Source organism: Sphingomonas faeni, from assembly GCF_040407565.1.
GTDB lineage: Bacteria > Pseudomonadota > Alphaproteobacteria > Sphingomonadales > Sphingomonadaceae > Sphingomonas > Sphingomonas faeni_F.
In genome coordinates this window covers 97,394-111,814 of sequence record NZ_JAPZPR010000007.1, presented here as the reverse complement: position 1 = coordinate 111,814, position 14,421 = coordinate 97,394, and the positions used below count along the sequence as shown (strand labels likewise).

General features: G+C 65.8%; 13 protein-coding genes. 6 read left to right on the top strand and 7 right to left on the bottom strand.

The annotated features are described in order from the left end of the window. Positions 1–940: 940 nt before the first annotated feature. Complete coding sequence (locus O6Y00_RS15360) at positions 941–1,810, bottom strand: glutaminyl-peptide cyclotransferase (protein ID WP_353443460.1); 870 nt, start codon at positions 1,808–1,810, stop codon at positions 941–943. 46 nt (positions 1,811–1,856) lie between these two features. Next, positions 1,857–2,714: a cold-shock protein gene (locus O6Y00_RS15355; RefSeq protein ID WP_353443459.1), complete on the bottom strand. Its 858-nt coding sequence runs from the start codon at positions 2,712–2,714 to the stop codon at positions 1,857–1,859. A 304-nt stretch (positions 2,715–3,018) separates the two neighbouring features. Between O6Y00_RS15355 and O6Y00_RS15350 the strand changes: the two genes are divergently transcribed. The 5 genes from O6Y00_RS15350 to rpoN all read left to right on the top strand — a co-directional run bounded on the left by O6Y00_RS15350 (position 3,019) and on the right by rpoN (position 7,446). Continuing rightward, the gene (locus O6Y00_RS15350; protein ID WP_353443458.1) at positions 3,019–3,639 is read left to right on the top strand and encodes a ribonuclease D; all 621 of its coding nucleotides are present in this window, start codon (positions 3,019–3,021) and stop codon (positions 3,637–3,639) included. Positions 3,640–3,646: 7 nt separating this feature from the next. Beyond that, positions 3,647–4,303, top strand: a complete 657-nt coding sequence (lptC, locus tag O6Y00_RS15345; RefSeq protein WP_353443457.1) for an LPS export ABC transporter periplasmic protein LptC — start codon at positions 3,647–3,649, stop codon at positions 4,301–4,303. 5 nt (positions 4,304–4,308) lie between these two features. Beyond that, on the top strand, positions 4,309–4,881 hold the full coding sequence (locus O6Y00_RS15340) for an LptA/OstA family protein (RefSeq protein WP_353443456.1): 573 nt from the start codon (positions 4,309–4,311) through the stop codon (positions 4,879–4,881). Positions 4,882–5,007: 126 nt separating this feature from the next. Further along, positions 5,008–5,790 (top strand): LPS export ABC transporter ATP-binding protein, encoded by a 783-nt coding sequence (lptB, locus tag O6Y00_RS15335; RefSeq protein ID WP_353443455.1) that lies wholly within the window; start codon positions 5,008–5,010, stop codon positions 5,788–5,790. 156 nt (positions 5,791–5,946) lie between these two features. Continuing rightward, positions 5,947–7,446 (top strand): RNA polymerase factor sigma-54, encoded by a 1,500-nt coding sequence (gene rpoN / locus O6Y00_RS15330; RefSeq protein ID WP_353443454.1) that lies wholly within the window; start codon positions 5,947–5,949, stop codon positions 7,444–7,446. Positions 7,447–7,625: 179 nt separating this feature from the next. Here rpoN and O6Y00_RS15325 read toward each other — a convergent pair whose 3' ends face one another. The 5 genes from O6Y00_RS15325 to O6Y00_RS15305 form a co-directional block, all read right to left on the bottom strand. After that, positions 7,626–9,266: a S10 family peptidase gene (locus O6Y00_RS15325; RefSeq protein ID WP_353443453.1), complete on the bottom strand. Its 1,641-nt coding sequence runs from the start codon at positions 9,264–9,266 to the stop codon at positions 7,626–7,628. A gap of 204 nt (positions 9,267–9,470) precedes the next feature. Next, positions 9,471–10,481 carry a ligase-associated DNA damage response exonuclease gene (locus tag O6Y00_RS15320; RefSeq protein ID WP_353443452.1) on the bottom strand — a complete coding sequence of 337 codons (1,011 nt, stop codon included), beginning with the start codon at positions 10,479–10,481 and terminating at the stop codon, positions 9,471–9,473. Between the two features lie 228 nt (positions 10,482–10,709). Next, complete coding sequence (locus O6Y00_RS15315) at positions 10,710–11,063, bottom strand: hypothetical protein (RefSeq protein ID WP_353443451.1); 354 nt, start codon at positions 11,061–11,063, stop codon at positions 10,710–10,712. An 80-nt stretch (positions 11,064–11,143) separates the two neighbouring features. Then, complete coding sequence (locus tag O6Y00_RS15310; RefSeq protein WP_353443450.1) at positions 11,144–11,488, bottom strand: hypothetical protein; 345 nt, start codon at positions 11,486–11,488, stop codon at positions 11,144–11,146. A gap of 237 nt (positions 11,489–11,725) precedes the next feature. Next, a complete protein-coding gene (locus O6Y00_RS15305) occupies positions 11,726–13,687 on the bottom strand; it encodes an alpha/beta hydrolase family protein (RefSeq protein ID WP_353443449.1) in 1,962 nt (653 codons plus the stop codon). Between the two features lie 386 nt (positions 13,688–14,073). Here O6Y00_RS15305 and O6Y00_RS15300 point away from each other — a divergent pair, with 386 nt between their 5' ends. Then, positions 14,074–14,403 carry a hypothetical protein gene (locus O6Y00_RS15300; RefSeq protein ID WP_353443447.1) on the top strand — a complete coding sequence of 110 codons (330 nt, stop codon included), beginning with the start codon at positions 14,074–14,076 and terminating at the stop codon, positions 14,401–14,403. Positions 14,404–14,421: the final 18 nt, after the last annotated feature.

The window sequence follows — 14,421 nt, the reverse complement described above, 5'->3', positions numbered from 1 at the left end:
GACGGTGGAAGATATGCCGTCGAATTGTGCCCGCGCCAACACAGTTTGGGTGCGCCGTTCAGGCCGTTCGACGCCCAGAACCTGCCCGCGCTGTCGGCTGCGGTTTGAGGCTCGGCCAGCTGCTCGGCGCGCGTTGGTGTCAATGCCATGCGCGCGCATAGCCGGACTGAGCGGGCCGATGAAACGGGCTGTGCGTGCCCCGGCGGTGGGCATGATTGCGCGCAACCGCGCCTCCGTCACGTCTCGGGCAACCGCTACAGCCTGCTTGCCCAATATGGGTGCCGAGCGAGTTCCGGCGGGGGGACGGTGCCGCACGGTAGGGCGTTGCGAGGCGACCGGCTTGGTTCAACGATCACAGGCGGCACGGATGCTCTGCCATAATTCGGTGGCTTCCCGCTCGGCACGATCCATCGAGCTCGGCTTAGGCTGAGGCGCGCGGTTCGTCTTGGCTGGCGCCCGGCCTCCGTGCGGGTGCGGGCGGAAGGCCCGTAGCGTGCGAAAATGGGGGTAATCGGAATGGCCGCTTTGGGAAGGTTGGCGGCCGGGAGCTGGGTTATGCTAACCAGAACCATGCAGTGGTTTGAGCGCTTCGCGTCCGAAGGTTTAGTCTTTCCGGCGTGTATGATTGCGTTCGGCGCGATGGTACTCTTGCGCGCGGCGTCGACGCCGACGTTGACCCGAAATCAACTGGATCCGGTACCCACTTGGGTCCGCTGGCTGGCGCTGAAGGATAGCCGGCAGCTCCAACGCCGAGGCGGATGGGCCGTGATCGCGTTCGCGACTGTGATCGCTATCGTACGGCTTATGTCAAACCGGTGACGTCCGCTATCGGGCAATTTCAATCGTTCCGCCGGTGCCCGGTGCGATCGCCTGCCATGGCCAGAGCGGCGAGGGACGGCTTGGCGACCCTCCGCCGGCGATGCAGCGCGCAGGCGTTCGCTCAGCGCGCCGGTGCGGCGATCCGGATTTCGAACAGCGTGGGCCAGTATTTGCCGGTCACGAACAAACGCCCCGCCTTCGCGTCCCAGGCGATGCCGTTGAGCACGGCTTCCGGGTCGGTCGCGCCGACTTCGGCGACCAGCGGGCGGAGATCGACGACCGCCGTCACCTTGCCCGACGCCGGATCGATGCGGACCAGGAAGCCGGTGTGCCAGACGTTCGCAAGCAAGGCGCCGCCACCGGAACCGCCGACATATTCGAGCTCGTTGATGTCGCGCAGCGGGCGGCCGTCGAACGTCACCGCCACCCGGCGGCGCTCGGCCAGCGTCAGCGGATCGCGGAAGATAATGTCGGGGCTGCCGTCGGACTGGATCAGCGAAACACCGTCGCTGGTCAGGCCCCAGCCCTCCCCGGTGTAGCGGTTCTCGCCCTTCGCCTTCAGCGTGCGGACGTCCCAGCGATGCGCGATCCCGTCATGCCAGGTCAGGCTGACGAGCTGGTCTTTCCACAGCGCCAGCCCCTCGCCGAACTGCGCGGGATCGATTCGCACCCTGGCGAGGATCTTGCCATCGGCGAGCGACACCCGGCGGACATCGGATTGCCGCTCCTGCCCGGTGCTCTCGTACAGCGCGCCGTCGTGCCACAGCAGCCCTTCGGTGAACGCGGTGCGATCGTGCGGATAGCGCGCGACGATCGTCGCCGCCAACACCGGCACGCGCGCCTCCGGCGCAGGGGGGGCCGTGGCGGCCTTGGCCTGTGCCGGGCCAGTTGGCACCCGCGTAGCCCGCGCCTGCGCCGGAGTCGCCGACGACATCTGCGACGACGACACGAAAACGGCCGGCCCCGCCAAAGCGAGACCGGCCGCGATCATTATCCTACCGAACACGGTACGATCAGCGTTCTGAGTCGGACAGCGATCAGCCGCCTGCGCTCAGGTTCACCGCTGCATACTTGCCGCGACGATCGACTTCGAGCTCGAACTCGAGCTTGTCGCCCTCGTTCAGCGTCGCCATGCCGGCGCGCTCTACGGCCGAGATGTGGACGAATGCGTCGGGCTGTCCGTCGTCGCGCTGGATGAAGCCGAAGCCCTTCATCGCGTTGAAGAACTTGACCGTACCGGTCGCCTTCTCGCCGGTCAGCTGGCGCTGTGCGCCACCTGCACCACCGTCACGATCGCCACCACGGGGCGCGCCCGGGCCGGCATCGCGGTCACGCGGCGGGCCGCGATCGGTGACGGCCATCGGCTCGCCGTCGATCTTGAGGTCGGTTGCCGAGATACGGCCACCGCGGTCGACGAGCGTGAAGCCGAGCGGCTGACCCTCGGCAAGCGCGACCATGCCGGCCTGCTCGACGGCGCTGATGTGGACGAACACGTCCTCGCCGCCGTCATCGCGAACGACGAAGCCGAAGCCCTTCTGCGCGTTGAAGAACTTTACGACGCCGGTGCCTTCGCCGACGACCTGGGGAGGCATGCCGCGACCACCGCCGCCGCCGCCACCGCCCGAGAAGCCGCCGCCACCGCCGCCGCCGCGGTAACCACCGCCGCCGCCGCCGCTGCCGCCACCGAAGCTGCTGCCGCCGCCGTAGCTGCTGCCACCGCCGCCGTAGCTCGAGCCACCGCCGCCGCCATAGCTGCTGCCGCCGCCGCCGAACCGATCGCCACCGCCGCCGAAGCTGCTGCCGCCGCCGAACTCGTTATCGCCGCCGCCGAAGCTGTCGCGCTTGTCGCGGCCACGCCCGCCACGGTTCCCGCGGCCACCTTTATCGAAACCCATAAGCTCTGTTCGTCTTCCCGGTTCGCCCGCAAATTTCTCAAAACCCTTGTGCCGGACGACGAACGCGGGTTTTCCAGCGCGAAACCTTTTGCGCCTTGAGACTACCCGTAGCGCAAATTACAAGGCGTCGCGAATAGATTCTGATCCGCAGCCGATCGATTTGGACCGAAAGTGGCGCAGGTGTCGCTTGCAGGCCACGACTCGTCGCATTGCGCCATGACGGGCCACAACTTCGCCCGATTCGCGGTCGCGTCGGGCGACACGGCCATTGAGCGTTCAGCCGCGGGCCGCTACGGCCGGTGCCATGACAGTTTATCTCCACGAAGGCGACATCCCCGCCGATCTGTTCGCGGCCGGCGCCGCGATCGCCGTCGATACCGAGACGATGGGGCTCATCACCCCGCGCGACCGGCTGTGCCTCGTCCAGCTGTCGGATGGCGGCCCCGACGAGCATCTCGTCCGTTTCGCCGCCGGCGCCGGCTACGACGCACCCAATCTGAAGGCGCTGCTTGGCGATCCGGGCCGCGTGAAGCTCTATCATTTCGGTCGATTCGATATCGCCGCGGTCCAGCATTATCTCGGAATTGTCGCGGCGCCGGTCTATTGCACCAAGATCGCCTCACGGCTGGTCCGCACCTATACCGATCGCCACGGCCTGAAGGAGCTAGTCCGCGAACTGCTCGGCCAGGATATCTCGAAGCAGCAGCAATCGTCCGACTGGGGCAGCCCCGAACTGTCGGAGGCGCAGAAGGATTATGCGGCCTCCGACGTCCGCTTCCTCCACCGGCTGCGCACCGAGCTCGACAAGCGGCTGATTCGCGAGGGCCGCATGGAACTGGCGCAGGCGTGCTTCGACTTCCTGCCGACCCGCGCCGCCCTCGATCTCGCCGGCTGGCCCGAGATCGACATTTTCGCGCACGCATGATCGCCGCATGATCGACGTTCCGCCGCCTTCCCCGACCGCCCGCCGCGTGCGCACCGCGCGGCAGGACTGGGCCGCGCCCGGTGGCAGTCACGATCGGCTGGTGGCGATCGCGCGGCTCGGCCTGCCGACCGCGATCGGCGTGCTCGCGGCGTTCCTGGTGATGGCGCCGCTGACCGCGGGCGGCGACGTGTCGTTCCTGCTCGACAAGAACAAGGTCGACGTCGCGCAGGAGCGGATGAAGATCCAGTCGGCGCAGTATCGCGGCGAGGATTCGAAGGGCCAGGCGTTTACGCTCGACGCCGCCTCGGCGATCCAGAAGAGTTCCGCCGAGCCGATCGTCCAGCTCAACACGCTCGCCGCGCGGATTCAGCTCACCGATGGCCCCGCCGACATCAAGGCGAACACCGGCCGCTACGACATGGACACCGAGAAGGTGCAGCTGTTCGGGCCGCTCAACGCCACCGCGGCGGGCGGCTACGACCTCAAGACCACCAACGCGACGATCGACATGAAGGCGCGGACGCTCGAGAGCGGCGGGGCTGCGACCGGCACGGTCCAGCAGGGGACGTTCAGCGCGAACAAGCTGCGCGCCAACCTGGAAGCACGCACCGTGACGCTCGACGGCAATGCCCGCTTGCGGATCGTGCCCAGAGGGCCGAAATAGCCGCCATGCGCGCCACCCCCATCCTCGCCGGGCTATCCGCCCTGTCGCTGTCCACGCTCTCGCTGGCCGCCCTGTCGTTGTCCACGGCTGCGGTCGCGCAGCAGGCGCACAACTCGAACGCCCCGATCAATTTCGGCGCGGATCACATCGAACTGCAGGACAAGGCGAACCGCGCGGTGCTGTCGGGCAACGTCTCCGTCAAGCAGGCGGAGATGACGCTGAACTCGGCGCGGATGACGGTCGCGTACACCGGCGAGGTGATCGGCGGCAATCCGCAGGTCTCGCGGCTCGATGCGTCGGGCGGCGTGACGGTGAGGCGCCCCGATCAGACCGCGAAGAGCCAGTACGCGATCTACGATCTCAACAAGCGCGTCATCACGATGCTCGGCGCGGTCACGCTGACGCAGCAGGGCAATACCGTGAATGGCGGGCGGCTGACGATGAACCTCGACACCGGCCGCGCGGTGATCGACGGCTCGTCGGTCGGCGGCAGCAGCGGCGCGACCAGCAGTGGCGGTACGGTGACACAGTCGGGCGGTCGCGTGACCGGCACCTTCTCGGTTCCCAAGCGCAACTGATCCAGTCCATCACGCCGGGGCTTTCCACCGCGCGCAACCTCATGCATGTTTCCTTCCATGCATGTTTCCTGCCAATCCGGCCCCGCGTAAAGCGTTCGGCACTCTATTCCTGCGAGGCATGATCCCATGGACGCCACCACGCTGCCCCCGATCGAAGCGGTAGAGCCGATTGCCGAGCCGCCGATCAGCGACGGGCTCCAGGTCGTCTCGATCGCCAAGTCCTACGACAAGCGCGTCGTGCTTACCGACGTGTCGGTATCGGTCGGGCGCGGCGAGGTGGTCGGGCTGCTCGGTCCCAACGGCGCCGGCAAGACGACGTGCTTCTATTCGGTGATGGGCCTGGTGAAGCCCGATTCGGGTCGCATCATGCTCGACGGCGAGGACATCACGAAGCTGCCGATGTACCGGCGCGCGATCCTCGGCCTTGGCTATCTACCGCAGGAAACGTCGATCTTCCGCGGGCTGACGATCGAGAAGAACATCCTGACCGTGCTCGAGCTGTCCGAGCCGGACAAGGCGGCGCGGCAACGCAAACTCGATACGCTGCTCGAGGAGTTCGGGCTCACCCGGCTTCGCGCGGCACCGGCGATGGCATTGTCGGGCGGCGAGCGGCGGCGCGCCGAAATCGCCCGCGCACTTGCGGCCGATCCGTCGATCATGCTGCTCGACGAGCCGTTCGCGGGCATCGATCCGATCTCGATCGCCGACATCCGCGATCTCGTGAAGGATCTCAAGCGCCGCGATATCGGCGTGCTGATCACTGACCACAACGTCCGCGAGACGCTCGAAATCGTCGACCGCGCGTACATCATCTACGACGGCCGCGTGCTGTTCTCCGGCTCGCCGGAAGAACTGGTCGCCGATGCCAACGTGCGTCGCCTGTATCTCGGCGAAGGCTTCTCGCTTTAATTCATTGCTTACGATCCTCCCCCGCAAGGGGGAGGTGGCGCCAAAGGCGTCGGAGGGGGAGGACATGAAACACCGGTTGGCTCTTACCTCCCCCTCCGTCAGGCTGTGCCTGCCACCTCCCCCTTGCGGGGGAGGATTGGAACTCACCTCCGCGTCATGAGCCTCGCCCCTCGCCTGGACATCCGCCAGTCGCAATCGTTGGTGATGACCCCGCAGCTCCAGCAGGCGATCAAGCTGCTGGCGCTGTCGAACCTGGAAATCGAGGGGTTCATCGCCGAGGAAGTCGAGCGCAACCCTCTCCTCGAAGCGACGGCCGCCGAGGACAACGACGCCCCCGACCGCGAGCCCGCCCCCGAAGTGCGCGACGAACGCGTGGCGGCCGACGAACTCGTCGCGGGCACGGGTAGCGGCGACGAACCGACGCTCGACGTCGACTACGCCACCGAAAGCCACCAGCAGGACAGCGTCGCCGACGGCGGCAGCGGTATGGACGGTGCGCTGTCAATGACCGGCGCGAGCGCAGGCGGTGCCGGCGGCGAGGACGGCCCCGATCTCGACGCGTTCGCCGATACCAGCCTCAGCCTCGCCGATCACCTGCTCGCACAGGCCGGCCCCGCAATCCCCCACGAGGACGCGTTCATCGCCGCGCACCTGATCGACCAGATCGACGAGGCGGGCTATCTGACCGTATCGTTGCTCGACATCGCCAACCGGCTCGGCGTGCCGCTGGTCCGCGTCGAGGGCGTGCTGGCGACGATCCAGACCTTCGACCCGACCGGCGTCGGCGCGCGCGATCTCGCCGAGTGCCTGACGCTGCAGGCGAAGGAGGCGGATCGCTACGATCCGTGCATGGCGCGGCTGATCGACAATCTCGACCTGCTCGCACGCGGCGAACTGACGCGGCTGAAGCGGATGTGCGACGTCGACGACGAGGACATGGCCGACATGATCCGCGAACTGCGCGGCTATGATCCGAAGCCCGGCTGTCGTTTCGGCGGCGAGCCTGCGCAATCGGTCACCCCCGACCTGTTCGTCGCGCGCACCAAGGCCGGGTGGGCGATCGAGATCAACGCCACCACCCTGCCGCGCGTGCTGGTCAACCGCAGCTACTACACCGAACTGTCGGGCGGGCAGCAGGACAAGGCATCGAAGGCGTGGCTGTCGGACTGCCTCGCCAGCGCGAACTGGCTGGTCAAGGCGCTCGACCAGCGCCAGCGGACGATCATCAAGGTCGCGACCGAGATCGTGAAGCAGCAGGAGGCGTTCTTCCTCAAGGGCGTCGCGCATCTCCGCCCGCTGACGCTGCGCCAGGTGGCGGACGCGATCGAGATGCACGAATCGACCGTCAGCCGCGTGACGAGCAACAAATACGTCTCGTGCGCGCGCGGGCTCTACGAGCTGAAATACTTTTTCACGAGCGCGATCCAGTCCGCGGACGGCGGCGAGGCGGTGTCGGCGCAGGCGGTGAAATCGGCGATCAAGGCGCTGATCGACACCGAGGGCGCCAAAATCCTGTCGGACGACACGCTGGTCGACCTGCTCAACGCCAAGGGCTTCGACATCGCGCGCAGGACGGTGGCGAAGTACCGCGAGGCGCTCGGGATCGGCAGTTCCGTACAACGCCGCCGGGCGAAGGCGCTGGAGGGAGCAAGGTAGGCGCGCTCCCTCGCGATCCTCCCCCGCCAGGGGGAGGTGGCTGGCCCTTGCCAGACGGAGGGGGAGGAAGGAGCAACGCTTGTTCCGTGTCCTCCCCCTCCGTCGCCTTCGGCGCCACCTCCCCCTGGCAGGGGAGGATCGCATGGGCATCACGCAATGATCTGGTCTGACGTCAGGATTTAGTTCGGCACCCGCCCCGCCCCGTCAGCCCCCGAGACACTCGCGCCACCCGGCGGCGTCGCACTCCGCGCCTCGCCGACGGCAACGTCGTACCAGCGCGACAAATCCGCCTTCATCTGGTGCAGCGCCTCCGGATTGAGATACGTCATGTGCCCGGCGGGATAATAGCGGTACGCCAGGTTCCGCTGCCGCGACGGGTCAAGCATCATGTGCCCGAGGTCGTTCTCCGTCCCGAAGAACGGCGTCGCCATGTCGTAATAGCCATTCATCGACAGCACATTGAGATACGGATTCTCGCGCATCGCCGCGGCGAGGTCGACCGCGGTGTTCGGATTGTTCTGCGACTGGCCACCACGCCCCGGCGCGTCGTGCTTCCAGTTCCACGTCCAGCCCGGCGCATCGCGCGCGCTCAGGCGGTACGGCATCTCGGTCTTGTAGCCGAGCGTGTGCGTCACATAGTCGTTGAACGTCGCGATGAACGCGCCGGCGATCGCGGTGTCCGACGCGTCGGTCTCGGGCCGCTCGCCCGCCGCATCGCTGTCGACGCCGGTGTAGCGCGAATCGAACCGCCCGAGCGTGAGGCGCTGGTCGCGCAGCAACTCCTTCTGGAAGCGCGCGAGATCGATGCGGAGGTTGGCGCGCTTGATGAAGTCGGGCGAAATCCCGATCAGCTGGCTCATCCGGTTGGCGACCGCATCGCGTTCCGCATCCGGGATCGTCTGCCCCTTCGACAGCGCCGCCGCATACGGACCGGTCGCGAACGCGCGGGCCTCGGCGACGATCGTCGCGACGTCGGCGGGGCGGTTCTGCAGGCGGTTGTGATACCAGGCGCTCGCCGCATAGCTCGGCAGGTAGTTGAGGTAGATCTCGTCGAGCCCCGGCTGGCGGTACCCGTAGTTCATGATCGACGACAGCAGCACGACGCCGTTCAGCGCCATCCCGCGATCCTGCAACTGATAGGCGAGCGCGCCCGACCGGGTGGTGCCGTAGCTCTCGCCGAACAGGAACTTCGGGCTGTTCCAGCGGCCATATTTGGTGGCGTAGCGCAAGATGCCCTTGGCGAACGCGTCGGCATCCTCGTCGACGCCGTAGAAGGCGGACGGCTTGGTATCGCCGAGCGGTCGCGAATAGCCCGTGCCGACCGCGTCGATGAACACCATGTCGGTCTTGTCGAGCAGCGTGTCGGGGTTGGGCCCGAAGTCGTACGGCGCGGGCTTGATGTATTCGGGATTGGCGGTGCGCAGCCGGACCGGCGCGAACGAGCCCATGTGCAGCCAGAAACTGGGGGACCCCGGGCCACCATTGTAGAAGAAGGTCACCGGGCGCTTGGTACCCGGCTTCACGCCGTCGAGCGTGTAGCCGGTGTAGAACATGCTCGCGGTCGGCTTGCCCTCGGTATCGCGCAGCGTCAGCGTGCCGACGGTCGCGGTATAGCCGAGCGACCGGCCGCCGACGGTGACGCGACCCTTCGACTTGACCTCCTGCTCGGCGACGGGCGCGTTCGCGTAATCCGCCTCCGCCTCGGCCTTCATCCGGTCCGCGTTGGACTCCGACTTTTCCTTCTTCGGCGCATCCTGCGCGATGGCGGTCGTGGAAAGCGATAGCAGCAACAGAGCGGCGAACTTGGTCGAACGGGCCACGGAATATCCTTGCGACAGAAGCGATGCCCTATCCTGCCGGGACTTCCACAAAGCGCAAGCCTCGGTATCCGCAATCCTCCCCCGCCGGGGGGAGGTGGCGCGAGGCGACGGAGGGGGAGGACACGGAACGGAGGTTTTCCCTTTCTTCCCCCTCCGATCGGCAAGCGCCGGCCACCTCCCCCCGGGCGGGACAGGATCAGGGGTTCAGTCGTCCTCGTCCTCGAACCCCACCAACGCCAGCGCGCGCGCCTTGATCTGCCGCGTCATGCACCAATGGACCAGCGCGTCCTCGCGCCCATGCGTCACCCACACCTCCTTCGGTGCGATCTCGGTCAGCGTCGCGGTCAGTTCGTCCCAATCGGCGTGATCGCTCAGGATCAGCGGCAGTTCGACGTTCTTCTGGCGCGCGCGCCCCCGCACCCGCATCCACCCGCTCGCCATCGCCGTGATCGGATCGGGTAGCCGCCGCGACCAGCGATCGTTGAGCGCGCCGGGCGGGCACATCACGACATGCCCCGCCATGTCCGCCTTCTTCGCGTCCGCCACGGGCAGCAGCTCGCCGAGCCGCACGCCGTGCTCGGCATACAGGTCGCACAGCTTCTGCAATGCGCCGTGGATGTAGATCGGCGCCGAATGCCCCCGTTCGCGCAGTTCGGCGATCACCCGCTGCGCCTTGCCCAGCGCATAGGCCCCGACGACCACGCAGCGATCGGGGTTGGCATGCAGCGCGGCGATCAGCTTGTCGATTTCGTCGCCGGTGTCGGGGTGGCGAAACACCGGCAGGCCGAACGTCGCCTCGGTGATGAACACATCGCATTTGACCGGCTCGAACGGCGTGCAGGTCGGGTCCGAGCGGCGCTTGTAGTCGCCCGACACGACGATCCGCTCGCCGCGATAGTCGAGCACGATTTGCGCAGAGCCCAGCACGTGACCGGCCGGGACGAAGCCGATATCGACTGCATCGTCGCCGTCTCCCATCCGGATCGTCTCGCCATACGCCACCGGGTTGCCGGCCTGCGGGCCATAGCGCGCATCCATGATCGCCAGCGTCTCGGGTGTCGCCCACACCGCCGCATGCCCGCCGCGCGCGTGATCGGCATGACCGTGCGTGACGAGGGCCTTCGCGCTCGGCACCGACGGATCTATCCATGCGTCGATCGGCTTGACGAGGATGCCGTGCGGATGCGGTTCGAGCCAGTCGCCGAGTTTTGCCATGACGCTAGTACGCGCGAACCGCCACCGCGGTGCCGTGCATGCCACACCGGTCGCGTCGTGCTCGGTCGCAGCCCTCGCGACCGGCTGATGGCCGGGATAGGAGGACAGCCCGCCGGATTCCTCGCGGGTCTTCTTACGCCGCCAAGCATTGAGATGCCGGAACGGCAGCGGCAACCGATCGCCACCGGACGTGGAATGGCGATCGTTCGGAACGCGCCTTACCGCGGCCTATCGTGCAGGCTGAAGCAAACCGGGCGGCGTCTGATTACTATAGGCGAGGATTTCAGCGGACTTGCGTTGAATATACAGCTGATGATTCTTGGAGAGCGTCCCGCCATCCTGCGCCTGAAGTTGCAACGCCTCCTCTCGCAGCGCAATTGCTCGCTCGCGTTTTTGCCGGCGCATCGTCGGCGTTTCGAGCGAACTTCGCGACAGGTAATCGGCAGAGCGTGTTCCGGCCTCGGGCGAGGGGAGTTGTGACGGACTGAGGGTAGGCGTCGGCGAGCCCTGGTACGGCGAACTCTGCGCAAAGGCCGGCGAAGTTGCGCCAGTCGCGATCAACGCGGCAATCATGATCTTCATATCCGTCCTCCACGACGTTGCACGAAACATACCGCCCGCTGCGATCTCTATAGGGTAGAATACGGGGCAATCTTCACCAGCTACATGCTGCCGCCATCGGCGTTGACCTGTGCCCATTTGGCGGCGGTCTCGGCCTTTACGTAGAGGCGGCGGGCTTCCCGCGGGTTGCTCGACGTCCATTTGTCGGGCGCCGATGCGATGAACCTGAGCGTTCTGGCGATCCTCTCCTGCCGCTCGCGGCGCATCGTCGGCGTTATGCTGTTGTCGAAAATGCCCACTTGCCCACCGATCGGGTCGATCCGGGGAAGCGCGGCACCGAACGTCGACCCGGTCGTCGGGTTCGCGTTCGGGCTGATGAAAATGAACTGGGCGGGGGCGACCGTCGCACAAGAGGCGAGACCGAACGCAGCAAGTATCTTCAGCATCGAACATCTCCCGATCGTACCGAGGAAACTGACGGAAGCGTCGATAGGTTGCAAGCGTGTATCCGCGGAGATGCCGCGACCTCCCGCCCGCGCTGTTTGTTCCCAACAGGGCACTGCCCCCGCCAGGACAAGCAGCGCGGCCTCGACGCGGCCGCCGGGACACACACGCTTCTGCCGTCGTCTATTGTCGCGTTTGCGCGGGGTCACGACCGCGACTTTGCGCCGACGCCGATCGCCTCATCCTCCCGTCGATGCGCGTAGAAACGCATCGGATTTCTCCAGAATTTGTTCGCGTGCCGTCGAATCGTAGATCTGATGGTCCAGGCCATCGAACGTCACCAACTCGACCGGCTTGCCCGCGGACTTCAGCCGGGATTCCATCAGAGTGGATTGACTGTAGGACACATTGCTATCCAGATTTCCGTGAAACAGCAGCACGGGCGCAGCTATCCGTTGCGCGTTTTTGGCAGGCGATGCCTCTGGCTCGAGCGCGCCCAAATAGTCTTTGGTCATTCGGTAGTATTGGTAGCCGCGTAATTGTTCGCTCAGGCTAGCGGGATCCGTGACCGGTGCAATTGCGACGATGGCCTTGAATAGCTGAGGGTCGAGGACACCAGCTTCCAACGCTGCATAGCCCCCGTAGGACCAGCCAACGATGGCCAGCTTGCGGGGATCGGCGATGCCCTGCTTTACCAGCCAGCGACCTGCATCGCTGGTGTCACCCACCGCTTTGCGCCAGGACCGAAAACCATTTTCCATGCGGTAGGCGTCGCCATATCCCGACGAGCCGCGATAATTGGGTTGGATGACCGCATAACCACGCGCTGCATAGAACTGCGCCAGCCAGTCGAAGCCCCATTCGTCACGCGCGCTCGGGCCGCCGTGCGGCATGACGATCGCGTGCAGGCCCTTTGCCGGGCCGGTCGGCGGCATCGTCAGATAGGCAGGAATCATCGTGCCGTCCTGCGCCGGGTATGTGATGGCCTGGACATTGGCGAGTTTGCGCCCGTCGAGCTGTGGGCGATCCTGCATCAGGATCCGAAGCTTCTTCGTAGCCTTGTCGAATAGATAATAGCGGCCAGGATCGTTGTCCGCCGCCGCGTGCACCAGGAGCTGCTTTCCATCGCTGCTCGAATCGACGACATCGATGATCGGCAGCAAGGGCAACGCCTTGTGAAGCATCGTAATGTCGGATTTCACGGCCGGGTCGAAGTATACGGCGGTACGCTTGTCGGTAGCGTAGGTGGCGCCGACGATGTGCCCGTCACGGCCGATGCGGATCAGGCCGTCGATGTCGACGTCGGGTCGCGAAAGAACGAGAGTTTCGGCATCGCTGCCATCCAGCGCCCGCGCAAATAGCGCCTGCCGTCCCCCTGTCTTGCGCAAGCCATAGACGACGTTGGCGACCGGATCGATACCGTACGGGTTGAACCCCTCCCGCTTGATCATGTCGTAGATGCCGAAATCGAGCCAGTCGGTCGACCCAGCCTTGCGATAGCGATAGGTGATCCGCCCATCGAACTGCCCGGTGCCCGCCACCATCTGGTAGCCGGCGATGCGGATCGTCCCGCGTCCGTCGGAAATATACTCGGCGACGTTGGGTTTTGGCGGCTCGACGTTGCGGTGCTGCCCCGTCCGGGTATCGACCCTGTCGACGCCGGTACCCGAGCGGAGCGTGCCGATATTGGTGTCGATCGTATCGGTGCGACTATAGTCGCGATCCATCAGCACCTGGCCGTCCTCGCCCGGCAACCAATCGCGCACCGACCCGCCATAATAGGTCGCGTCCCGCTGGTTGACTTGACGACCGGTCAACATCTTCTGATTGCTGCCCGTCGCATCCGTCGCGACGACGCGTGTATAGAGCATCGGCCGGGTATAGTCCGGCGCCTTGAACGCTCCCCAGATCGTGCACACCAGCCGCGCGCTGGCGACGAAGCGACACGCGGACAGCCTGTCGGGCGCGCCACTCACCGCCAGCGCCCCCTTCGGTTCCGCACCATCGCCAACCGCGACCGTATACAAGGTCGAAGACTGCCCGCTGCCCGGTGCGACGAACGCGATCCGCTGCCCGTCGGGCGAAAGGCTGATGTCCTCGACAGCGGGGCGGGCACCGAATGCCCGCGCATCTTCCGCAACCGTTTGCGCATTGGCCCCGACAGAGATCGCCAAAGCGACCGCCGCAATACCCCTTTTCATCCTACCATCCCCCCGCAGCTGCCGAACCATTTTGGATTTCGGCCGCTCGATCAGGTTGTATCGCTGGATTGACCTGACGCAACCGACTTCGGCCGTGACCGCCAGGCGATCGATCGGCGTCCTCCGCCGTCACGACACCTGCTCCGGATTGCACCGCCCCACTGCCGCGACGCGACGATCGAGACGCAGGGATGTCAGCGCCGAACGCATGGCCAATCTCGGGCCTCGGCTTGCCCGCCCGAGCGGCCGCAACCGGGCGCAAGCGAAATAGCCGGAAGGAGAGGACAGCGGACCGGCGGCTTTCGGTCGAAGGTCTGGTGATAGCGCACGGTCTCGAGCAGTGTTAAACGATCGTGATGGAACAGAGTCCGAATAGGCGCTGGATCGTGGCCGCACCGTTCGCCTTGGCCTGCACCGCGCTTTGGATATATTCTGTCTGGGTTTATGAGCATGTTCCGCATGTTGTCGACCTGTACGGTGCAGTTAATCATCCGGTTCGAGCTCACCAGGCGGAAAGTACGGCTGCATACCTGTTCGGATACATTGGTATGGCAACCGTATGTGCTTCTGTTGCCGTTTCAAGCATTCTAGAAATGGCTTCCAGCTCTGACGATAAGCCGAGCCGACGTTTCGGCATGGCCCTGATCGTCATGCTGATCTTCGGAGCTAGCGCCATTATGCGCGTCCACATGGTTCGAAAGCTATACGGGTTTTGATTGATTGACCAACGGCAG

Excerpts from the sequence above, each read along its gene's own strand:
- O6Y00_RS15360 (WP_353443460.1), bottom strand. The coding sequence starts at position 1,810 with ATGATCGCGGCCGGTCTCGCTTTGGCGGGGCCGGCCGTTTTCGTGTCG.
- O6Y00_RS15355 (WP_353443459.1), bottom strand. The coding sequence starts at position 2,714 with ATGGGTTTCGATAAAGGTGGCCGCGGGAACCGTGGCGGGCGTGGCCGC.
- O6Y00_RS15350 (WP_353443458.1), top strand. The coding sequence starts at position 3,019 with ATGACAGTTTATCTCCACGAAGGCGACATCCCCGCCGATCTGTTCGCG.
- lptC (WP_353443457.1), top strand. The coding sequence starts at position 3,647 with ATGATCGACGTTCCGCCGCCTTCCCCGACCGCCCGCCGCGTGCGCACC.
- O6Y00_RS15340 (WP_353443456.1), top strand. The coding sequence starts at position 4,309 with ATGCGCGCCACCCCCATCCTCGCCGGGCTATCCGCCCTGTCGCTGTCC.
- lptB (WP_353443455.1), top strand. The coding sequence starts at position 5,008 with ATGGACGCCACCACGCTGCCCCCGATCGAAGCGGTAGAGCCGATTGCC.
- rpoN (WP_353443454.1), top strand. The coding sequence starts at position 5,947 with ATGAGCCTCGCCCCTCGCCTGGACATCCGCCAGTCGCAATCGTTGGTG.
- O6Y00_RS15320 (WP_353443452.1), bottom strand. The coding sequence starts at position 10,481 with ATGGCAAAACTCGGCGACTGGCTCGAACCGCATCCGCACGGCATCCTC.
- O6Y00_RS15315 (WP_353443451.1), bottom strand. The coding sequence starts at position 11,063 with ATGAAGATCATGATTGCCGCGTTGATCGCGACTGGCGCAACTTCGCCG.
- O6Y00_RS15310 (WP_353443450.1), bottom strand. The coding sequence starts at position 11,488 with ATGCTGAAGATACTTGCTGCGTTCGGTCTCGCCTCTTGTGCGACGGTC.
- O6Y00_RS15305 (WP_353443449.1), bottom strand. The coding sequence starts at position 13,687 with ATGAAAAGGGGTATTGCGGCGGTCGCTTTGGCGATCTCTGTCGGGGCC.